The organism is Gammaproteobacteria bacterium (assembly GCA_019748175.1).
Taxonomy (GTDB): Bacteria; Pseudomonadota; Gammaproteobacteria; order JAIEPX01; family JAIEPX01; genus JAIEPX01.
On record JAIEPX010000021.1, the window covers coordinates 1 to 22,039 of the forward strand.

General features: G+C 38.9%; 18 protein-coding genes and 1 pseudogene. 11 read left to right on the forward strand and 8 right to left on the reverse strand.

Going from position 1 to position 22,039, the window contains the following annotated elements; all coding sequences use genetic code 11:
- From K2X50_09115 to rfbF, 4 genes are all read right to left on the reverse strand, one after another.
- Positions 1-1,277, reverse strand: a 1,277-nt coding sequence (locus K2X50_09115; protein ID MBX9587405.1) for a thiamine pyrophosphate-binding protein, incomplete at its 3' end; no start/stop codon positions are given.
- Positions 1,278-2,501: an aminotransferase class I/II-fold pyridoxal phosphate-dependent enzyme gene (locus K2X50_09120; GenBank protein ID MBX9587406.1), complete on the reverse strand. Its 1,224-nt coding sequence runs from the start codon at positions 2,499-2,501 to the stop codon at positions 1,278-1,280.
- The gene (gene rfbG / locus K2X50_09125) at positions 2,498-3,550 is read right to left on the reverse strand and encodes a CDP-glucose 4,6-dehydratase (GenBank protein MBX9587407.1); all 1,053 of its coding nucleotides are present in this window, start codon (positions 3,548-3,550) and stop codon (positions 2,498-2,500) included. Before rfbG ends, K2X50_09120 begins: the two co-directional genes overlap by 4 nt.
- Positions 3,550-4,317: a glucose-1-phosphate cytidylyltransferase gene (gene rfbF / locus K2X50_09130; protein ID MBX9587408.1), complete on the reverse strand. Its 768-nt coding sequence runs from the start codon at positions 4,315-4,317 to the stop codon at positions 3,550-3,552. Before rfbF ends, rfbG begins: the two co-directional genes overlap by 1 nt.
- A gap of 159 nt (positions 4,318-4,476) precedes the next feature.
- Between rfbF and K2X50_09135 the strand changes: the two genes are divergently transcribed.
- From K2X50_09135 to greB, 10 genes are all read left to right on the forward strand, one after another.
- Positions 4,477-6,123, forward strand: coding sequence for a hypothetical protein (locus tag K2X50_09135; protein MBX9587409.1), 1,647 nt, complete (start codon positions 4,477-4,479; stop codon positions 6,121-6,123).
- Between the two features lie 91 nt (positions 6,124-6,214).
- Positions 6,215-6,697 carry a hypothetical protein gene (locus K2X50_09140; GenBank protein ID MBX9587410.1) on the forward strand — a complete coding sequence of 161 codons (483 nt, stop codon included), beginning with the start codon at positions 6,215-6,217 and terminating at the stop codon, positions 6,695-6,697.
- Between the two features lie 305 nt (positions 6,698-7,002).
- Entirely contained in the window at positions 7,003-9,930 is a 2,928-nt protein-coding gene (locus K2X50_09145; GenBank protein MBX9587411.1) for a hypothetical protein, read from the forward strand.
- Positions 9,931-10,118: 188 nt separating this feature from the next.
- Positions 10,119-11,828 (forward strand): glycosyltransferase family 39 protein, encoded by a 1,710-nt coding sequence (locus tag K2X50_09150; GenBank protein MBX9587412.1) that lies wholly within the window; start codon positions 10,119-10,121, stop codon positions 11,826-11,828.
- Between the two features lie 82 nt (positions 11,829-11,910).
- Entirely contained in the window at positions 11,911-12,204 is a 294-nt protein-coding gene (locus tag K2X50_09155; protein ID MBX9587413.1) for an EamA family transporter, read from the forward strand.
- Positions 12,205-12,206: 2 nt separating this feature from the next.
- Positions 12,207-13,388: a DegT/DnrJ/EryC1/StrS aminotransferase family protein gene (locus K2X50_09160; protein MBX9587414.1), complete on the forward strand. Its 1,182-nt coding sequence runs from the start codon at positions 12,207-12,209 to the stop codon at positions 13,386-13,388.
- Positions 13,385-14,371, forward strand: a complete 987-nt coding sequence (locus K2X50_09165; protein ID MBX9587415.1) for a glycosyltransferase — start codon at positions 13,385-13,387, stop codon at positions 14,369-14,371. The genes K2X50_09160 and K2X50_09165 overlap by 4 nt, the downstream gene beginning before the upstream one ends.
- Complete coding sequence (locus K2X50_09170; GenBank protein ID MBX9587416.1) at positions 14,361-15,377, forward strand: bifunctional UDP-4-keto-pentose/UDP-xylose synthase; 1,017 nt, start codon at positions 14,361-14,363, stop codon at positions 15,375-15,377. Before K2X50_09165 ends, K2X50_09170 begins: the two co-directional genes overlap by 11 nt.
- Positions 15,378-15,512: 135 nt before the next feature.
- Complete coding sequence (locus K2X50_09175) at positions 15,513-16,706, forward strand: cation:proton antiporter (protein ID MBX9587417.1); 1,194 nt, start codon at positions 15,513-15,515, stop codon at positions 16,704-16,706.
- 79 nt (positions 16,707-16,785) lie between these two features.
- Entirely contained in the window at positions 16,786-17,322 is a 537-nt protein-coding gene (greB, locus tag K2X50_09180) for a transcription elongation factor GreB (protein ID MBX9587418.1), read from the forward strand.
- 7 nt (positions 17,323-17,329) lie between these two features.
- Here the strand turns inward: greB and sucC are convergent.
- The 3 genes and pseudogenes from sucC to K2X50_09195 form a co-directional block, all read right to left on the reverse strand.
- Positions 17,330-17,494: pseudogene (gene sucC / locus K2X50_09185) on the reverse strand (succinate--CoA ligase subunit beta).
- A 171-nt stretch (positions 17,495-17,665) separates the two neighbouring features.
- A complete protein-coding gene (locus K2X50_09190) occupies positions 17,666-18,253 on the reverse strand; it encodes a hypothetical protein (GenBank protein MBX9587419.1) in 588 nt (195 codons plus the stop codon).
- 87 nt (positions 18,254-18,340) lie between these two features.
- Positions 18,341-19,411: a hypothetical protein gene (locus tag K2X50_09195; protein MBX9587420.1), complete on the reverse strand. Its 1,071-nt coding sequence runs from the start codon at positions 19,409-19,411 to the stop codon at positions 18,341-18,343.
- A gap of 110 nt (positions 19,412-19,521) precedes the next feature.
- Between K2X50_09195 and K2X50_09200 the strand changes: the two genes are divergently transcribed.
- On the forward strand, positions 19,522-20,931 hold the full coding sequence (locus tag K2X50_09200; GenBank protein ID MBX9587421.1) for an ATP-binding protein: 1,410 nt from the start codon (positions 19,522-19,524) through the stop codon (positions 20,929-20,931).
- Between the two features lie 4 nt (positions 20,932-20,935).
- Here K2X50_09200 and K2X50_09205 read toward each other — a convergent pair.
- On the reverse strand, positions 20,936-22,039 hold a 1,104-nt coding region (locus tag K2X50_09205), incomplete at its 5' end, for a tetratricopeptide repeat protein (GenBank protein ID MBX9587422.1).

A 22,039-nucleotide genomic window follows, 5' to 3' on the forward strand; every position in this document is an offset into this window, starting at 1 on the left:
TATCCCATGGCCCCCATCCCAGCCGAAGTCATAAAGAATTGATTTCGCAATAATCTTAATGATTGGGCAGCCCACATTTGATGATTTCCAACATCAGCAACAAATCCTTGCACACCTTTGCTCCATTCAGCTAATCGAGCCATAAAGAAATTAGGATTTATACCGTCTAATTCTTTTAATTCCTCAGTATCAGGCCACTCTTTTTTAAGTTGATGGATTTGGGATATCCAATCCTTTTTCAAAGAAAATTTTGTAGGGTCTATTTTTTTTAGAAAAACTGTTAAAAAGTTTTCAACATCCTCTGTAATACAAATACAACCATTCACCCGATTATTCATTTCATTTTCATCACAATCAATATGATAAATCACTTTATTCTTTTTAAATCCATCGACATCGGCTCCAGTTTGTCGAATGTCCAAACGGCTACCTAAAACTATTAACAAATCGGCAGTTCCAATCGCGATATTGGCCCAACGATTTCCATAACTCCCAATAAATCCCACACGCATAAGATGTTGATAAGGTATAGCTTCCAATCCCAATAAAGAAGTGACAACAGGAATTTGCGTTAATTCTGCAAATTGAAGAAGCTTATCAATAGATTTCGTAGCAACAATGCCTCGGCCAGCTAAAATAATGGGGCGCTGAGAATGTTGAATGGCTTGTTCTAAATCAGAGAGCAATTTTTCTGAAATCGTTTTTTGTATAACTTCTCTTTTTAAAGGTAATAAAGACGCAGCATTGACTTCAATTTCAGCACGTTGTAAATTCATCGGAATATCGATCAAAACAGGACCTTGACGCCCTTCAATCGCTAATTGATAAGCTTCGGGTAAAACAGATTCTATCTCTGCTGCGGTCGTAACCGCATAACATTTTTTTGTAATGGGTCTAGCCATACTTATAATATCAGTTTCTTGAAAACCCAATTGTCGAATTTTTCGATCCCCTTTTTGCTCATGCTGATTGACTTGTCCTGTAAGGAATAGTGCGGGTACCGAATCAAAATAACAATTGCCTATTCCTGTTAATAAGTTAGTGGCCCCTGGACCGCTTGTTGCCAATGCAATACCCGGCTTCCCAGTAAATCGAGCAAACCCATCGACTGCAAAAGCGGCGGCTTGTTCATGATGTACACTTATAATGTTAATAGCATTCGTATGATAAATCGCATCTAATAAATGGGTAATCATTCCACCTGCCATTTCGAAAACATGAGTAATACTTTGAGCTTTCAAAAAGGCTGCAATGAAATCATTTACCTTAATTTTCATTTAAGACACACACTCTTCTTTAATATAGGACTGTACGAATTCCTCAAAACATTCATAGATATAATTCATCATTGCTTTTGTCATTCCATGATGAGCACCTATCAATAGTCCACCACGCATTACTTGATCTGCATTGGGAAATCCTTCAGCCGGTGCACGATGTTCTATATTCATGAATCCAGGCTGACGCAAAATATTTCCAGTGAACACCGTTCGTGTTTGAATGCCTCGTTTTTCGAGGACTATTTGAAGTTCGCGTCGAGAGAAGGGGGCTGTGTCTCTTACAATCAATGGAAAGGCCAGCCAACCAGTGCGAGAGTTTTGTCGTTGTTCTGGCAAAATAAACCACTCATCATATTGTTTAAAAAATGCAAGATGTTCAGCAAAAAAACCTTCCCGCAATTCGACATTTTGTTGCAACTTTCGGAGCTGTACCAAACCAAATGCAGCACCCATTTCAGATGGCTCTAAATTATAACCTAACGCTTCAAACACGAATTTTGCGTCATAAGGGATACCATCCACATTCACATTAAAGCGATTTTCTATCGCCTCTGATTCAACAAATAGAGAAGAACTACGTCCCCAACTCCGTAATAATTTAGCGCGATCTGCCAATTCAACAGAATTGACACATAACATTCCGCCATTACCTCCACATGTAATTACATGTGAGCCATAAAAACTGGTTGTGCTAATATCCGAATAAATTCCTGTGGATTGATCATTAATCGTTGCGCCCAGTGTATCGGCAGAGTCTTCAATCACAATCAAATTATGCTGATCAGCAATGTGTCGTATTTTTATCCAATCTGTTAAATTCCCTAATAAATTCGGAATCATCATCACTCTTGTTTTAGAAGTAATCATTTCTTCAATTTTGGCAGCATCGATATTATACGACGCAGGTTCCACATCAATAAATACTGGAACCAACCCATTTTTAACAAGTGGCGCTACTGTTGTCGAAAAAGTTAAAATCGGTGTAATCACTTCAGACCCTTTAGGTAAATCTAAAATTTCAACCGCTAAATAATTTGCCGAGGATCCTGAATTTACCATAATGCCATAGCGCTTTGAAAATAATTGGGCGACTTTTTCTTCCATTTCAGCAACATGCTTACCCATTTGTGTAGATGTTTGTAATACATGCGTTACCGCATCAATTTCATCTTGCCCCCACACGGCTTTTCCGTATGAAACGTGTTTAATTGAAGAACTCATACTGTAATTTCCTGATAATTGTGAATTTGATTAACAACAATATCTCGAACATTGGTAAGATCATGACTGTGTTTATACCAATCCACTGTCCACTGCACAGCCTGATCCAGTGTCAATGTCGGCCTCCACTTAAGCATCTTAACTGCTTTTGAAATATCTAATTTCAAAATCGCCGCTTCATGATCCGTACGATTTTTTTCTACATGATACCCAATATCAGAAGACCATTCTTTCAAAAATGACTCAACAAACCATTGAACTGTTTTATGATCCGATTCTCGCGGACCAAAATTCCATGCCTGAGAATAGTTTTGAGGGTCATGCCACGCTTTCTCTATCAGCGTCAAGTAACCACGCAAAGGTTCTAGAACATGTTGCCAAGGTCGAATGGCGTTCGGGTAGCGCAAAAGCAAAGGGTTATTTGAAGCTATTGCTCGCACTAAATCAGGAACTAATCGATCAACAGCCCAATCGCCTCCTCCAATCACATTTCCAGCACGCGCAGTAGCCACTGCAATAGAGGGAAAAAAACTTCGACGATAGGCGGCTGTCACTAATTCAGAACAACCTTTACTGCTGCTATACGGATCATATCCACCCATAGGATCTTGTTCATCATAGCTGATGTTTTTTTCTTTGTTTTCATAACATTTATCAGAAGTGACATTCAGTATGACTTTGACACTGTCACAAAAACGAGCCGCATCCAACAAATTTACTGTTCCCATCACATTCGTATTAAATGTCATCACAGGATCTTTGTATGATTCTTTCACTAATGCTTGAGCTGCCAAATGTAAAATAATATCAGGCTGAAATTCTACCAACTGTTTTCTAAGTAAAGCATAATCTGTAATATCGGCTTCAACATGAATCAACGTTTTTTTGACATCAGCGAGTTCAAATAAGCTCAGAGATGTATTCGGTTTTAAAGCATAACCCATGACTTTCGCACCTAATTCATGCAACCACAATGAGAGCCAACTTCCTTTAAAACCGGTATGTCCGGTTAAAAAAACTTTCTTATTTTTCCAAAATAATTGATTCATTACCAAATTTTCCATGGTGCTGCATTCGATTGCCAGAGTTCTTCAAGATAATTTTTTTCACGAAGAGTATCCATCGGTTGCCAAAATCCATCATGCAAAAAAGCAGACATTTGATTTTCATCACATAATTTTGCCATGGGTTCTTGTTCCCATATTGTATTATCATTTTCTATATAATTAAAAACTTTTGGCGAAAGAACAAAAAATCCTCCATTGATCCAACCACCATCACCTTTTGGCTTCTCTTGAAAATTCTGGACTTTATTTCCTAAAAGATCCATCGCTCCAAAACGACCCGCTGGCTTTACCGCTGTGACAGTTGCACAAACACCTTCAGCTCGATGCTGAGCAATCAATTGTGTAATATCCAAATTACTCACACCATCGCCATAGGTAAAACAAAAATCATCATCTTCCACAAACTGCTGCACTCGCTTAAGTCGACCTCCAGTCATCGTCTGCTCACCGGTATCAACTAAAGTCACACGCCATGGCTCAACAAATTTTTGATGGACTTCCATCTTATTTTGTTTCATATCAAATGTAACATCTGACATATGCAAAAAATAATTGGCAAAATATTCTTTAATCAAATAACCTTTATAGCCAAGACAAATAATAAAATCGTGAATACCATGAGCAGAATAAATCTTCATGATATGCCAAAGAATTGGCTTTCCACCAACCTCGATCATGGGCTTAGGCTTCAGTAAAGTCTCCTCGCTAATGCGAGTCCCGAATCCACCTGCCAAAATAACTGCTTTCATTAGGCTACAACCTTATAGAGAGTGATCATTAGACAACGATTATCTATCCCCCTCTCTCAACCTGTCAAGAAAGATTACCCGCGTTTTTTAAGAGCTTTTTTGACATCATTGCGATAGGACCTTATAGTCCATTATTTGTAGGATTCTGGGATAGTTCATATGATCGAAAAATTAATTCCTTCTCTGGCCTTATCGGGCATATTTATAGCGCTCTTCTTACTATGTTTCTTTTCAGCCCCAATAACGGATGAAAGCCTCCCTATCGCTATCGCTCTTCGCTTTCTTCAAGGCCAAAAGCCCTTTATCGATGATTTATCGCCCTATATTGGATTAGGTTTTTTCGTTGCTCCATTCGTTAAGCTCAGTATTATAATCCATAACGGGAAAGATGATCTCATACTTTTTTTGAGGCATGCTTATTTATTTTTCAGTATTTTGGTGGGGCTGTACACGTATCTTGCAACCCGAAAATATCTTCCCGATATCCTTGCTTCGGTTATAGCAATATCAATCATTATTTTTCATCCCTTCGGCATTAATAATTTTCACTACGATACCCTTGTCACATTGCTTTGGTCGGCTCTTATCTTTCAGCTGTATAATTTTATTTTTAGCTCAAATAATTCAACCTTAGATTACCTTCTTTTTGCTCTTTTAAATGTTATGTTATGTTTAAGTTACCCCACCTTTCTTCTCCTAGTCGTATTGCTCAACACCATCGGTGGATTTTTCATCAACAATAAAAAAACCTTTTATCTATCGCAAACGGCGGTGTACCTTTTCACTGCAACACTGATGGCCTGGCTGATCTTCGCATTCTACTCAATTCAGCTCGCAGACCTCATGAATGCCCTAGAATTCAACAAAAATCTAGCTCACTTTTCAGCACATCAGCATAGCTTCATCGGAAAAACCCTTATAGTTATCTCGAATCTCATTAAACGATACGCAATTCATTTCACACTCGCGGTAATATTACTCAAAATGGCATACCATTTTAAAAACTCTCGCACTATCCAAAATAGTATATTTCTCATTATGCTCATCGTACCTTTATTTTTTATCCAAGTATTACACCCTTCTTTCACGGGAATATTTTATTACCTAACTGGCTTAGGACTTACCGGAGTTATTATTTTCTTTATTTATCTGAAGCAGAATAGTGTAGCGAAAAACATCTTTTTCTCTATCTGGATTCCTTCCTTTGCAGCAGGACTTCTCACAAGTATTTCCAGTTATAATCTAGAATTGAATTTTATTATTGGCTTTTTTCCAGCAGTATTGTCGAGTGTAATCTTCTATTGTTTAGCTTTAGAAAAGATCAATGAAAACCAATCATCAATCCCAAAAATCTTTATACTCTTTTTTATTTCCCTACTCTGCTACTTTCAGCTTTGCTACCTCTACGGAGACGACATAAGAGGACTCAAAATCTATACCACTCATCAGCAATACCACGTTAAGGGCCCATTAAATCACCTCTATATCGAACCCAAATGGATACCCATACTCTCATCGCTTCAAAAAGACCTACAGGCCATCGACACATCTGACAGTACATTTATTTACTTCGGCACTTTCTCAGTTGGCTACCTCTTTCTCGACAAACTAAAACCCGGCGACTACCTCGCTTACTGCCCCTATGAAGTCGACCACTTCGGCCAAAAAGTCCGCACTCCCAACTACACCGTCGATCTCTCAAGAACATTAGACATTCCCAAATCCTCAATCCGCACCTACCTTTCTCAACATACGTACTCCAAATTTGCTTCACGCCCATTATACGATATCTACTATAGTAAGTAGTTATGGGCATACTGGTGTCATACTATGTAATTTGACCGACCGCTCCTCAGGATGATAGTATTCTCGCATTAATGAAAAAAGGATTTATCTGATGACTACACTAACAAAATTACTGTGCCTATGTATTGGCTTACTGTTAAATTGTTCAAGTTATGCCGTTAAAAATAGTGACTATAATTTAAACAGATTTCACCCCTACCAGACTCTGCATGTGTCAATATCGACTCAAACAAACAGTGATTGTTCTAGGCTCAATGTCTATCATCCTTATGGTAAATTACTTGAAGGTACTACCTTTCCTTATCAAATGGACAAACACGAAACAGCCACCTTTATTTTATCAGAAGGTTTTGCTACTGGACCTGATGTAACCCTAACTTACAAATGCGGATCTGATACATTTTCGGTTCGTGCATGGCAAAGTCAATGCTGGTTAGTCTATGGCTGTCATGCTCATGGGGAAATCATTTCCACAACTGATGGACTTATAGTAGACACACCCATAGATATTAAAAATGCTTCACGTATTTGGAATGAATACGGTGAAGTTCACTTTACTGTTCGTAATAAATAACCATCGAGGTACAATATCGCTCCTGCTTTGACGATTAGTAGGTCATACTTTTGTTTATATCAGTTAAGGTGTGCAATATTCGGTTACCAACGGCCACTTAACCTGGCCCTGGGCACCATCCATTTATATGGGTCCGCCATACCCATAATGTTTCGGTAACATTTTTTTATGAGTCAATTCCCCCATTACATGCGATTGTATCATAAAAAAAATATGATATAGTGTTCGAAGATAATTAATTTCACATGATCATAGTGGGTTTCCAGCTACTTGCATCACTATCCAACCATCAACAGGGTATTAATATGAACGAAGAAACTGAAAAAAACACGATGCAAATTGAGCATAATGGTACAGCGGTTAGTGATGATCTAGCCACCTTTAACAAGGAGGTTGATTCTCATCTGAATTCGATTAAATCGAATACCATTGAAACGATGGAGCGTGTCATAAAACTTTATGATCAGTATTACCAACCCCTGCCAAAAGACACTGAAGAGCTGATTGATGAATTTACGCCTGTTGTAACAAATTTATGGTCAGATCTTGATCCAAAGCAGCTTTTTAATCTTGTCCCAATGATGCTGAATGGACTCATATCACCGCTCTTCTCATACCAATATATCGCCCTTCAATTTTTCATTGGTTGTGGCCGTGAACTCATTGATATTTATTATTTATTTTCTCAATCTCATTGGGATGAAATTATAAAAAAACTTTTTGACCTCGCTGATCAAGACGATCAAAGAGATAAGCCTGATCCTAGGCATATACGTTACCTTTGCGCTCATGATGCACTGAGTGAACTGTTAATTCCACTTGGTGACCAAATCAAAGTTAAAGACCTTGGGCGGCTGATCGAAGTCGTTTTCGACCGCATTTTTTGCTATCATCCATCTGAGGATACGTATGAATTGAGTGAATATATTCTAGAATATTATCAGCTTATCTTTAGCAGGCTCATAATTCCATTCCAAAGCTATCCAAAAGAAATAAGATTATTATTGGAAGATAGGTTCAAAGCTCTATCGCTTGCTTTACGACGAAAACCCGATATAAATCTTCATGAGAACCTTATCGATGCAATCGCGTGTTATATCGTTGAGAAAAATAAGACATTCTTACCGACTAATGAATTTCAGCAATATGTTGAAAAAAATCCCGATCAAGATCAGGAGAACAATGGATTCTTTAAATTATATACTGCTTGTTTTATAAAATTAAGCGAACACCAGAAGATCATGCTGCTTCGTCGTCTAAAAGTTGATGACAAGAAGGGGATGCCACCGAAAGCCATTAATTGTTTATTGGAAAGCTTAGATAAAAACACTTTCTTCAAAGAAGCCGATGTAGCCCCACCCGCTCTTACACTAATCTGCTCCTGCAAAGATAACGCAGGTCAAATCATGTGGCGAGTCTATCAAAAGGAAGAAGAGTATCTTTTATTTGAGAGGCATACGGTAGGAGCATTAAATAATTATTGGGTTCAATCTGCTGAAAGCCCAATCTCATCGCTTTCTGATAATGGGCTTTCCATTCTAGGAGCGATACATCTTGCTAATGCGCAAAAAAACAATGTTAATAAACCATGCTTATGGAGTGAATACCAGTCTCTTCTTCCAAGAGTTCATCCATTACTCGATGAAATAACTAAAGAAAAACCCATATCTTTTGCACTGATCAATCTTCATAATTTGACGAAAGCTGAAATGAGCGAATGGTTAGCTTCTTCTTTAATCGATAAAGAACGACTCATTAGTGAAGCGACTGATATGCAACGAGAAATACTAAAACGTATAATGCATGATGAATATTTCTTTTCCGAGGAAAAATTAAGAAAACCCGCTTCAGAGGTGCTTAAATTACTTCACCCCCAAGTACCGGACACACCTGTGGCAGTTATGATGGAAGAAATTGCAAATTTCAAAATATATCCTAAACTTAAGCAATCTTTTTACCGGGCTCTTTCTAATGATTTCATGGATGAAGCATTAAATATTAATGCTATTATTGATTTATTACTATATGTGGAAAAAACGTACGAAGATGATTGTGACTCTTACGAAGAGGACGATGTCAAGATCAAGCATCGACATGCTATTATCAATCGCGCGCTGGCCAACGCTCTCATGAATTCACAGATATGTCTCTATAAAGCACAAGCTAAAGCACTCATCAGCTTGATTGAGCATACGTATTTAAAATACGATAAAATCACTCCATTGGAAATGGTATCTATCTTTATGTTTTTGCACGCAAGTGCAAGCCAGGAACCTAGTATTATTCAGCTTATACTCTATAGTATCCAGAATATAGAACGTAAGGTAACTGCTGAAAACCTTGATGCTTATATGGCTGAAAGGGCAACTGACCATCTCTACTGTTTCTTCATGATATTACTTAATTCGTTGCACACAAAAAATCACTGTTTGGAATTTTTGTATTCCAAACTTCTACACTTTTATCATAGTCAATATGAACGGCAACCCTCTCTTGTACATAGCGCTGAGCTACCCCGTTTTCTTTCTAACATGGAAATGTGTTTTTACTTACCTCTGGACAGTGAGCGTCCCCCATTCAGTGGATTCAAATGGATCGCCTCTCAGCTACTATGGGAAATTAATCACGTGAAAACACCTACTGATTATCGAACATCTGATCAATCTAACATGTCGTTTATTGATCGCATCACAGAAATAAAAAATAATCATAAAAACCATCAAATTCGTGCACTAAGTAATCACATAGAAGAAGATTATCAGACTCTTCAAAAACCCCGGGAATCGGCCACATTTAATTCAAGCGAAGAAGATATCTACAACAAAAACACAAAGATAAATCTTACTGAATGGCTTATAAAAATAAGTTCAAGGCCACTTACCGCGGAACAATCAGAAACAATCATCACACTAGCGTATATCAGCTCACTGATGTATTGCAGTTATCAAACCAGCCCTCTTGTAAAATTGTTTTTTAATAAAGACATTTTCGGTCGCATCCTCAGTTTTCTTAATGATAGTGACATGGTAAGGCTACTATCTTTAAATTATTTAACTCGACAAGTGGTGTTTGAGCATTTAAACGAAAACCTTATTAATAATCGAGGAATAAAACGATCCACTAATAATTCATACTGCTTATTTTTTAAAAAAACTACCTATGTCTGTAAAAGTGATGGTTGTGATGGCCCTCTATGGAAAAATATAGATTCTGATAAAAAATTAAATCCCTAGCGATAGTCAAAAGATCACATGGGAAGCATAAGAGATATTCTGGTTCATGATTGGATATCTATAACAGGAAATAGTTCTTGATACTACACTGTAGCGCAAACTAAGATTAGCCCCTCAAACTTGCAGTTGCTGTCCCACACAACAACCGCTAGAATCACTACCTACTCGATAGTACGGTAAAACAAGATATGCTCAGTAAAGCCACTCCTCTCCACCAGCCTGATTCTCTAGGTCTTAGCATCACAACATCGAGAAAGACATGGTGGCAAGACATCCTGGTACTGACATTGGCCTTTGCGGTCCTGTTTGGGGCGTTTCTAGGGACCCGACCGCTGACAGTCCCAGATGAAGGTCGATACGCTGAAATACCGCGCGAGATGGTCAGCACAGGTGATTACACCACTCCTCGCATTAACGGCGTCAAATACTTCGAAAAACCGCCTTTTTTCTACTGGATGCAAGCAGCAAGTTATCACGCTTTCGGAATCAACGAATGGTCTATTCGTATACCTAATGCCTTGATGGGATTATTGGGCGTTTTACTGGTTTATTGCACAGCAAGAAAGCTCTATTCACGCCGAACGGGACTTTTATCGGCAATGTTGCTAGGAACGTTCGGACTCTACTCTACCATGGCTCATATGGTAACTTTGGATATGAGCTTATCTGTCTTCCTCACTGCGACATTTTGCTGTTTTATATTAGGCAATCAGCATCCTGCAGGAGCTCAACGTAGTCGCTACATGTGGGCCATGTATTTTTTTGCTGCACTGGCTACACTGACTAAAGGCTTGATCGGAATAATTTTTCCTTGCATGATTATTTTTACGTGGATTTTGTTGACTGGTCAGTGGCGAGAAATTAAAACATACTGCATTCCTCGTGGTTTTCTATTATTAGCCATCATTACGGCACCGTGGCATATTCTTGTTCAACTTAAAAATCCTGAGTTTTTTAACTATTATTTTATCGATCAACAATTTTTGCGCTATTTCACCGATGCTCAAAAACGTTCTCAATCATTTTGGTTTCTTCCCGCTGTGCTACTGGGTGGAATGTTTCCCTGGACAGGATTAATTATTCCGGCAATCTCGCACGCATTTCGTGAAGTATCTAAAACTTCCTTATTCTTATTTGTTTGGTCAGTTCTCATATTTCTTTTCTTTTGGATTTCAAAATCACAGTTAATACCATACGTTTTACCCATTTATTTTCCATTAAGTATGCTATTAGGACACTATGTTGAATGGAGTTTGGACAATCCAAAACATTGGGGAGTTCGTGTAAGCCTTGCAATCACCGCCTTACTTTCCATACTCACATTAATCATCGGCAGTTTTGCGCTCAATTTTTCTCACCCCAGCCTTTATGTTACGTCTGGATTACTAATATTCAGTATGATCGTTACCCTAATCGCAGCCTGGAAAAGCACCTGGCTCACAACATTAATCACTTTAAGCCTTTCAACGAGCTTGTTTTTCATGTCGTTTAATTTTAGCTACCCGCCTACTGACACACGCTCTATAAAAGATTTAGCGGTTGTCCTTAAACCCTTATTGAATAAAAATGACACCGTATACTCCTATCACAATCATTTCCAGGATTTACCGGTCTATTTGGGCCGTCGAGTAATCATGGTAGATTTCTACGGTGAGATTTGGTTTGGGCTTGAACACACGGATCTGACAGGAATCTGGATGAATGACAAAGAATTTTGGTCAAGCTGGTCAAAGCCGGAGCGACAGTTTATGATAATGAGCTTGGATGAGTATCATAGCGTGGTGAAAAATCATCCTGAACAATTGCACGAAATATCTCACAACGAAAATAATGTTCTAGTGAGCAATATTCAGCCGGGTAAAAACTCTCACTCAACAAATTCACTAACGAGGAGTTGATAAGTTGAAGTTAACTGTATTTTCTCTGATTTTGATCGGCGTATTACTCAATGCAGCCGCGCAATTACTTCTTAAAGCAGGAATGACACGAATTGGAGAATTTGAATTTCAGTTAAGTAATGCCATACCGATTGGATTACAAGTCGCCAGTAATATTCCTATTTTGCTAGGACTCGCTGCTTATGTTATCAGTGTATTAGTTTGGATGATGGTACTTTCACGCGTTGATGTGAGTCTCGCTTACCCGATGGTAAGCCTTGGTTATATTATCAATGCAATTGCGGCTTATTTATTATTCAACGAACCACTCTCTGCGTTACGCATTGGCGGAATTTTCGTTATTTTGATGGGCGTATTCATGGTCGCGAGGAGTTAACAATGAGTGACAGTTTTTTACCGTTTGCAAAACCGGCTATTGATCAAGAAACAATTGATGAAGTTGTCGCTTGTTTAAAATCAGGTTGGATTACCACAGGCCCACGAACACAACAATTCGAACAAGATCTGGCGACTTATTTAAACGCACCACACGCGCTCTGCCTTAATTCCGGCACCGCAGGATTACACCTTGCATTATTGTGTTTAAATTTACAGCCAGGTGATGAAGTGATCACAACGCCCTTCACTTTCGTTGCAACATTAAACACCATCGTGCATGCAGGTGGAAAACCAGTGCTCGTTGACATAGATCCACGCACCTATAATATTGATATTACAAAAATTGAAAATGCAATCACTCCTCGCACTCGTGGAATCGTTCCGGTTCATTTTACGGGATTACCTGTTGATTGTGATGCGCTTTATGCCATTGCCGAAAAACATCAACTGACTGTGATTGAAGATTGTGCGCATGCAATCGGAGCGCATTATAAAGGAAAGGCACTGGGAAGTTTTGGTCATCTACAAGTATTTAGTTTTCATCCTAATAAAAATATGACAACAGGCGAAGGCGGTCTTGTCACGTGTAGCAATTCAGAATGGGCAGAACGCATCAGTTGCTTACGATTTCATGGAATTAGTAAGCCCGCATTCGATCGCTTCACCAAAAAAGGGACTCAACATTATGAAGTGATTGCACCAGGATTTAAATATAACATGATGGATTTACAGGCCGCACTCGGATTGCACCAACTCAAATCACTGGAACATTTCATTGAAAGAAGAACGACTCTTGCAAAGAGATATATAAAAGCTTTTTCAAATTGGCCACAATGGCAATTACAACAATCTCCTCACTACGATCATCGTCATGCCTGGCATTTATTTGCACCTCTCATTAATCCTGAGGCAGCAGGCATGGACCGTGATACTTTTATGCAACACATGAAAGATGAAAACATCGGAACTGGATTGCACTATGCTGCAATACACTTGCATCCGTATTACAAAAATACATTTGGATTTAAAGAAGGAGATTTTCCTTTTGCTGAAGATGTCGCTAATCGTATTGTCAGTTTACCGTTATTTCCAACGATGACTGACGAAGAGCAAAACCGTGTAATTCACACAATCGCTAAAATCCTCGATTACTCAAACCTTACAACTCTGGAGACAATATGAGCTTACCTTACATCAGTATTGTAATTCCTGTTCACAATGAACAAGAAGTACTTGAATCACTCTATAAACGTTTAATTCCCGTCATGGACAAAATAGGAAAGCCTTTTGAAATTCTTTTAATTAATGATGGTAGCAAAGATAAAACTGAAGAAATTTTAAATGAACTGCGACTCCGTCGACCTCATCAAATTCGTATTATTCATTTTAATGGAAATTACGGACAACACATGGCCATTATGGCTGGATTAGAACGCGTCCGCGGCGAAATTATCGTTACAATGGATGCTGACTTACAAAATCCGCCTGAAGATATTCCTAAATTAGTCTCGAAAATGGAAGAAGGGCACGATGTGGTGGGTGGATATCGCCAAGATCGCCAAGATCGAATCTGGCGAAAGTTTTTGTCAAAATGCCACAACATCATCAGGGCAAAAATTACACCACGTATTCCCATGAAAGATGAAGGTTGTATGTTGCGAGCTTATCGCCGCAATATCGTGGATGTCATGGTGGCTAGTGGTGAATGCTCTACATTTATCCCGGCTCTCGCTCTAACTTTCGCGCACAATCCCGCAGAAGTCGGCGTCTCACACGAAGCTCGTCAAGAAGGCACCACAAGTTATAACTTGTATAAGTTAATTCGCTATAACTTCGATTTAATCACTGGGTTTTCTTTAGTTCCGCTACAAGTTTTTACCTTGATTGGTATTTTAGTTTCAGCAGGTAGTGGAATATTAGTGTTCTACATGTTTATGCGAAGAATTATTGTCGGTCCAGAAGCTGAAGGAATGTTTACTTTATTCGCAATTCTGTTTTTCCTGGCAGGATTAATCCTACTCGGCCTCGGAATTCTCGGAGAATACATTGGACGTATCTATCAAGAAGTACTAAAACGTCCACGTTTTGTAATCAAATCCGAACATCACGCATTTCCAGAAAATGCTCAACAATCACAACAGGAAACCATCTCTAATGACGCGTAATATTGTAATCTTAGGATGTAATGGATTTATTGGTAGCCACCTTGCCCATAGAATTATTGAAAATACAGATTGGCATATTTATGCGCTCGACATCGCTGATCACAATTTAAATGAATTAATCAAACATGAACGATTTCATTTCACTTTAGGTGATATAACAAAATCGCATGATTGGCTTGAGCATCATATCCCAATGGCTGACGTGGTATTACCACTCGCCGCTATCGCTAACCCACTGGTTTACGTGCAAAACCCAATCCGAGTATTTGAACTTGATTTTGAAGCCAACCTCGATATTGTTAAACGCTGTTTAACACATAAAACACGTCTTATTTTCCCCTCTACCTCTGAAGTATATGGAATGGCAACCGATTCAGAATTTGACGAACAGAATACACATTTTGTATTAGGGCCTATTCACAAAGAACGTTGGATTTATTCATGCTCAAAACAAATGCTCGATCGCATTATTTATGCTTACGGCAATCATCACGGTCTGCCCTACACGCTCTTTAGACCTTTCAATTGGATTGGCCCACGACTTGATAATGTCTTCGAAAAAAATGCGAATCAATCTCGCGTTGTCTCAAAATTTTTAAGTCAAATTGTTCGTGGAGAAAATATTGAGCTCGTTGATGGTGGACAACAACGTCGCTGTTTTACTTACATTGATGATGGAATTGATGCACTCATGACGATTATTGAAAACAAAAACGGCTGCGCAGACAATGAAATTTTCAACATCGGCAATCCTAACAACGACTTTTCAATTGCAGAACTCGCAGACAATATTCTCGCTCTAGCCAAACAATATCCAAAGTACCAAGCCAAAGCCGATGAAGTTAAAATCACCTCTATCTCCGCCACCGAGCACTACGGCGCCGGATACCAAGACGTCTCCGCCCGCGTCCCCGCCATCCACAATGCCAAACAAAAACTCGCCTGGGCCCCGAAAATTGATATGCAAACTGCTCTGAAAGAGACTTTAGACTATTATCTTTCTTGATTATGTTCCTAATGGGGTCGGCATGCAAATTTGCATGCCTGACCCTATTTTCATTTATATAGTATAATAGACATAGCGTAAAACGATTAATCATCGTTCTATGAGAATGAACATATACGACTCTTAGGCAAACATATGAATTTACATATATTACTATTACAGTTAGTTGTTATCTTGCTCTCTGCAAGAATTTTGGGCGAGATCGCGAGCTATATTCGTATCCCTGCTGTTATCGGAGAAATGACAGCTGGTATAATCATTGGACCTAGCGTATTTGGCTGGATCACTCTCAGTGACCCTATACTATTCATGGCTCAACTCGGAATTATTTTATTACTATTTGAAGTAGGAATTGAAACCGATTTAGGTCAACTCACTTCAGCAGGAAAAAATGCCTTAAGTGTTGCTTTAGTCGGTGTGATACTACCCTTTTTACTAGGCTTTTGGATAAGTTATCACTATTTTTCTTTCTCCCTATTGTCGTCATCTTTTATCGCCAGCACATTAACAGCTACCAGTATCGGTATTACCTTACGCGTATTAAGAGATTTGAAACGAGAAAACACCTCAGAAGCACATATCATTATTGGGGCAGCCGTATTGGATGATATCATCGGCATTATATTATTAGCCTTCCTATTTGATTACGCGACAAACGGTGAGATAAGCTGGTGGAATTCCGGAAAATTAATGCTTTTTATCATTATCTTTTTTACCACAGCCCCATTAGCAGCAAAATTTGTTTCGTCTGTAATTCGAAAATGGGATCAAAGAAGTGAACTCCCAGGTTTACTTCCTACCACAGTGGTATCATTTATTTTATTATTTGCTTGGATAGCACACGCATTAGGAGCACCAGAACTGTTAGGTGGTTTCGCGGCTGGATTAGCCATCTCTCGCCAGTCCTTTTTCCCAAAGCGAGCATCCTTACACCATACACCTGAATTCAGCGAACGCATTGAAAAGCAAATGAAACCCATTATTCATTTATTTACGCCTATTTTTTTCGTTAGCGTCGGCTTATCGTTGAATTTTCGAAATTCCTATTTTTTTTCGGCATATATCTGGGAATTAACCGGTCTATTGCTCCTTGTTGCAATTCTAGGAAAAATATTATCTGGAATATTTATAAAGAAAATGAGCGTCGTTGAAAAATTGATTATTGGAACATCAATGGTACCCAGAGGGGAAGTCGGTTTAATTTTTGCTAATGTAGGTTTAACAGCCGGAATTTTCAAAGACGATATTTATGCTGCTATGATTTTAGTGATTACCATCACTACTATTTTTACCCCTATATGTTTAAACTGGTTATATCGACTTAAATAAAGGGGGTCAGGCATGCAAATTTGCATGCCTGACCCCAAGACCATAGTCAACGAATCCAATCTATGACAAAATCATTAATATGAGTAAAGCCTTCACTACAGATACTGATGACGAGCCAGAAGAATCTGAAATTCCACCTAGCACTGGCAAAAACTATGTGACGCCCGTCGGTTTAGCCGAATTACAAGATGAGTTGCAACGTCTGAGATATGGAGAACGGCCAAAGGTTGTTGAGATTGTCAGCTGGGCTGCCGGCAATGGTGATCGGTCGGAAAATGGCGATTATATTTATGGTAAAAAACGATTACGTGAAATTGATAGACGTTTGCGCTATTTGATGAAGAGAATAGACAGCGCGATTGTCGTTGATCCTGCTTTACAAAAAAGTCTCACTCAAGTTTTTTTCGGCGCCACCGTAACTTATGCAGAAGAGAATGGATCTAAAATAACAGTGAAATTAGTTGGTATGGATGAAGCGGATTTAAAAAAGGGCAAGATCTGCTTCGATTCGCCAGTTGCCAAGGCGCTGTTAAAAGCAGAAGTCGGTGACGTTGTTAAGCTGCGAACACCGAGGGGTGAATCCTATCTGAAAATATTGTCAATAAAGTACTCATAACTAACAATCATTCGGCTAATTTTTTAGAACCTAAATCAGCATTATTGCCTTCCAAACGAACAACAACGGGCACACTAATGCCAACTTCAGCAACGGCACTAATAATTTCTTCTGCGATTAAATCACAACGAACTATTCCACCAAAAATATTGACCAATACACCTTTCACTTTAGTGCCTAACCAATTTTGGGGTCAGGCATGCAAGTTTGCACATCCGGCAAGTGATCTGTAAAGAAAATTAGCAGGCGCGTGGCTGATGATGTCAATTTAGAGATTAAGGTTGATGAATTCATTCATAGGTTAGGTGAGCTGAATGCAAATTTGCATGCCTGCCTCCAAGACTTAATTTATGTACGCCTGAAGGTTTTGAACTTTAATAACAGAATCAGCTGTAGCATTAAGAGCCTGTGCACCTTGAGGCGCGCTCACAGTAAAATTTTGCACTTCCAGCGTGGAACCTTGAATATTAAATAAAGGGGCCGTATTAGAAGCAGGAGATGTAGCTTTGGTCGTTCGTGATTCAGGATGAGGCTGCCCAAAAAAAGTAGAAGTTTTGGCTGCCGACAAATCTTGGGAAGGCGTTGGCGGTGCAACTGTCGAAGGCGGTTGTGCATAAAAATGATATTGATGATGAACTGTTTGATGAACGACTTTTTGCTTGTCATTGATTGGTTGCAGAACAATTTCAACCACGCTGGTGATTAGCTCGATTTCTTTGGGTCCTAACTGTTTTATCTCTTCTAAAAATTGAGTATTAGAGTCTAGGTATATATCTTTGTCCGTGCGATTAAGAATATCAATTAGAAATCCCTTAAGGGGATCAGAGAGGTTGAGTTGACCAAAATTATCAATGGAAAGAGTTAAGTGGGATTGTTTAAGTCGAACAACCATTTCGCTGAGCCATGTAGGGAATTCAGTGCCTTCATTCATAATGCAAATCCTATATGTTCGTATGTACTATCCTGTTGTATTTTTTATCCTCCCAAATTTTTCTGTGTTTGTCAAAAGATGCCTGTTTTACTCTTTTCGTAGAACGTTCGCATAAACGCTATTAATTTGAATATCTGCTCCGGGCAAAGCTGTTACTTCTGAGCCCTCTATAGGATCTGTTTTTGTCACAAGCAAATGCTGCGTGCCTGGGGCAATCGGTAGTGAACAATTATAAGGCGCCGAAAGCAGATCTAACTTAGCTAACCGGGGCTCCACTATTGCTATTAATCCACACCTGTCAGGGCTGAACTGAGATATTTTAGCAGGTAAAGAGGCGCTTATGGTGCTGTGATTTTCCCAAAGTTTCACATAAGCTTCATCTTGTTGCCCAGCATCATAAAATTTTCTTATCAATAGTTTAAGTGTATTGAGATAACCCGATTCTTTGAATTGAAAATCTTGCTTGCTCAATTGAGATGGTACTGTAAATATACAATGACAACCTAACTCGGCACTAAGATCGATATCTTGATACCTCCCGCGCAATAAATCGAATTTTACCTTCGAGTAAAATGCTTTTGAACTTTGGCGCCAGACCAATGTTTGGATACCGGCTAATTCTAAATGACTTATCAAATCGTATAAAAAAGTGACTATCCATCGATCACTGGGATCTGTATCGAGGGTTGGCAATCGAAATTCAATCATTATTCTAGGCCTTTGAGGCTGTGCTGATCTAAATAATTGTTCAACCTGGGTTAATAGGCTTAACATACTCTGTTGAGCGGGAGTTATTGCATCGGTATCTGGCCATATCAAAGCCAATTGTTCTGCTCGCAATTTTCGGTATATTTCGTGCTTTGAATATCGAAATTCTCCACGTGGAATACTGAGGCGAAAACAGAAGCTATCGAGCTCTAAACACCATTTGTTTCGGTGAGGATTATTGGATTTGCTCAGTGCATCTATTAGTTCCATTAGAATATTAATAATTTGATTAGCATTCGATTTATCAACGCGCAAAGTAGCTATGGTGTCCAAATACTGAAGCGCTATAGCTATATTAGGCCCGCCGATATCCATGCCCACTAGAACTTGCCTTAATTGACTTAGTTGTGTCATAACAGCGCAAGAGTGATTTAGCTGAGATTCTTGCATAGAACTCCTTTGTCGTGTTCTGTGGCTTATATAGAATTTAATGGTGGTTGTATTAACACCTTAAAGTGAAATGAAGTATACTATTTTCCTACTCCGCAAGGAAAGAGAACATGCAAGAAACAACTGTCCCCATTACCTTCAGTGGGCGAGTTCGTTTGAAATCGCTCATTATTATTCGTCAAGAAATGCCTTTTGAAAAAAATCTATTTGAAATCGTTAGAGGCAAATGGCAGCTTCCCGACTCTCAAAGTCCAATGATTATGCGCCCTGAGGTAATGCACGAACTAGAAACCAAAATGCAAGCCCAGGCTGAAAATCGTAATTTTACTCCTGTATTAAGACTCTGTGGCGAACGTGGTGTTGGCAAAACCCACATCGCCATGCAATTTGCCCATGCTCACTACGAAAATTCTCGCTTTCAATCCGTTGTTTGGTTAAATATCACTGATAACAATTTAGACTCACTAGAATCCCAGTGGGTCTATTTATGTGCTGGTTTAGGATTGAAACTGCCTGAAGAATTGTCATTAGCTGATATGATCACGCTTGCCTATCAAAAAATTATATCCTATGGTGAAGCATTATTCGTTTTCGATGGTGTAGAAGATTATCTCAGCATAGAGCCCTACCTAAAATTTAATAACTCAGCCATAACTATTCTCATTACTTCACGGAATGGAATAACATGGGGTTATAACGATCGCCATTGTGAACTTAAACCATTTACTGTAGATCAAGCGATTTCTTGGCTAGAACAATGGTACAAAAGAAATAATAGACAGAGTGAGAGAGAAGACAATAGACAATTAGCCCGTAGGGCTCAGTGTCATCCTTTGCGATTACAGGAATTGGCCACTCTAATAACCTATCAGACAGGTTCAAGACAGCATACGGTAAAATTTCAATCGAATGTTGATATTAATGTTATTGAGCAGGATGAGTTCGCATTTCGCTTTTTAGGCTACTGTGCCTTATTGTGTCCCTATCAAGAAGTCAAACTAGACTTTTTCTTTTTGCTCTTTAAGGGCGATATGAAGCTTGAAGTTACTGAAGCAATATTTTTATTAAAACAACATGGGATGATTGGCTACCCGCCAAAAAGCAACTATTTCTTTACACCCTCTATTTTAGCTGATATGGCCCTGAAGGGGCTCAGCAACAAAGACAAAACCAGGATGGTTACAGAGCTATTACAAGTAAGTTTAAAAATTCTATCTCCCAGCAATGCGTCATCTATGATCAATCACATCTCTCATTTGGTTGAAATATGCCTCGAAATTTTAGAAACTGAATATAACAATAGGCCCACTTTCTCAACATTCTACCAAAATGTCAGGCCCGCTCAATTACTTGAGGTGGTAAAAGATTTCTCACCGCTCCTAATAAAATTTGTGGATTTATTTAATCAGATTCTGAGTAGTAATAATCATGATACGTATAATTCGCTGAGGAATTGCATAAAAGACTTGCGCGAGTCATTTCAGCAAAAACCATCTTTTGAAGCGAAATATCTTAAATAATATATTACTGATCCAATGAAGCACTCATGAATGATCGTTCTGCAATTTGCATTAATTGTGGTACCTCTTTTTGGGCTTTGGTGATCTTAACAAAAAAGTCCCGCACTCTTTCATTATCATGGATTTTTTGAGATCTTTTCAAGCTTTCCAGTGCGCTTGCATATTCTTGCTGATGATATTGACACATTGCCAATTGATAAAGTGCTGGGGCAAGATGTTCGCTCGCAGGAGTTTTCTGAATGACTGATTGCAGCAACACTTTAGCATTATCAAACTGATATAATTGCATATAAAGAACTGCTTTTTGAATTGTTATACGATCCGTGATTTGATTATTGCTATCAAATGCTTTAATTTTTTCTAAAAAAATCGAGCGATCTTGATTCGCTTGTTTTATCAAAGTAACTAGGTCACTATCCTGGGCAAAGTCAATAGAGCGCATCGCACTGGCTATTTCACCCGTCTCCAAGTAGCAGCGAACGGTCAATTTTTTAAGTGCAGTATTATTAGAATTATCGGGAGCCAAACTAATAAATTGCAGTGCAAGGATAGGTTGATTCACCTGCAAGCAGTGCTCTATAAGTTTAATGCATGTTAGTAACTCTAAGGGCTGATTACTCCTTAACACGTCTCCGAGAAAATCGACTTGGTGTCGCGGAGCAGGTCGGGATTGCATAAGCTGCATAATAGAATAGTTGAGTTTGAACGCTTCCTGAGTTGTACTGTGACTTGGCCCTAAAAAACGGTTATAAAATTGGTAGGCTGCAGCACTATGCTCCCTGGCCTGTTCATAACATTCTAACATTGCCTCAGCCCTGGCAAGTTGTAGCTGAATCATCGCGATTTCGGGATGATCGGTAGTTTGGAATCCTGCTAAAGAGAGGTTTAAAGCGCGCTCAAAACATTCTTTAGCTTTTCCATGTTCTTTAAAATTAAGGTAAATTCCGCCGATATTGATAAGTGGGTGTGCGAGGTCTAGATGATTTGGGCCGAGTTGCTTTTCAAAAATCCCCAAAGCACGTTGCAGGAAGGATAGCGCTTTGTGTAGTTGCTTTTCTACCCTACACATATTGGCTAGATTATTTAATGTTCTAGCCACTTCAATATG

Excerpts from the sequence above, each read along its gene's own strand:
- K2X50_09165 (MBX9587415.1), top strand. The coding sequence starts at position 13,385 with ATGAGCTTACCTTACATCAGTATTGTAATTCCTGTTCACAATGAACAA.
- K2X50_09140 (MBX9587410.1), top strand. The coding sequence starts at position 6,215 with ATGACTACACTAACAAAATTACTGTGCCTATGTATTGGCTTACTGTTA.
- rfbG (MBX9587407.1), bottom strand. The coding sequence starts at position 3,550 with ATGAATCAATTATTTTGGAAAAATAAGAAAGTTTTTTTAACCGGACAT.
- K2X50_09135 (MBX9587409.1), top strand. The coding sequence starts at position 4,477 with ATGATCGAAAAATTAATTCCTTCTCTGGCCTTATCGGGCATATTTATA.
- K2X50_09195 (MBX9587420.1), bottom strand. The coding sequence starts at position 19,411 with ATGCAAGAATCTCAGCTAAATCACTCTTGCGCTGTTATGACACAACTA.
- K2X50_09175 (MBX9587417.1), top strand. The coding sequence starts at position 15,513 with ATGAATTTACATATATTACTATTACAGTTAGTTGTTATCTTGCTCTCT.
- K2X50_09120 (MBX9587406.1), bottom strand. The coding sequence starts at position 2,501 with ATGAGTTCTTCAATTAAACACGTTTCATACGGAAAAGCCGTGTGGGGG.
- K2X50_09160 (MBX9587414.1), top strand. The coding sequence starts at position 12,207 with ATGAGTGACAGTTTTTTACCGTTTGCAAAACCGGCTATTGATCAAGAA.
- K2X50_09170 (MBX9587416.1), top strand. The coding sequence starts at position 14,361 with ATGACGCGTAATATTGTAATCTTAGGATGTAATGGATTTATTGGTAGC.
- K2X50_09155 (MBX9587413.1), top strand. The coding sequence starts at position 11,911 with ATGACACGAATTGGAGAATTTGAATTTCAGTTAAGTAATGCCATACCG.
- K2X50_09200 (MBX9587421.1), top strand. The coding sequence starts at position 19,522 with ATGCAAGAAACAACTGTCCCCATTACCTTCAGTGGGCGAGTTCGTTTG.
- K2X50_09145 (MBX9587411.1), top strand. The coding sequence starts at position 7,003 with ATGAACGAAGAAACTGAAAAAAACACGATGCAAATTGAGCATAATGGT.
- rfbF (MBX9587408.1), bottom strand. The coding sequence starts at position 4,317 with ATGAAAGCAGTTATTTTGGCAGGTGGATTCGGGACTCGCATTAGCGAG.
- K2X50_09150 (MBX9587412.1), top strand. The coding sequence starts at position 10,119 with ATGCTCAGTAAAGCCACTCCTCTCCACCAGCCTGATTCTCTAGGTCTT.
- K2X50_09190 (MBX9587419.1), bottom strand. The coding sequence starts at position 18,253 with ATGAATGAAGGCACTGAATTCCCTACATGGCTCAGCGAAATGGTTGTT.
- greB (MBX9587418.1), top strand. The coding sequence starts at position 16,786 with ATGAGTAAAGCCTTCACTACAGATACTGATGACGAGCCAGAAGAATCT.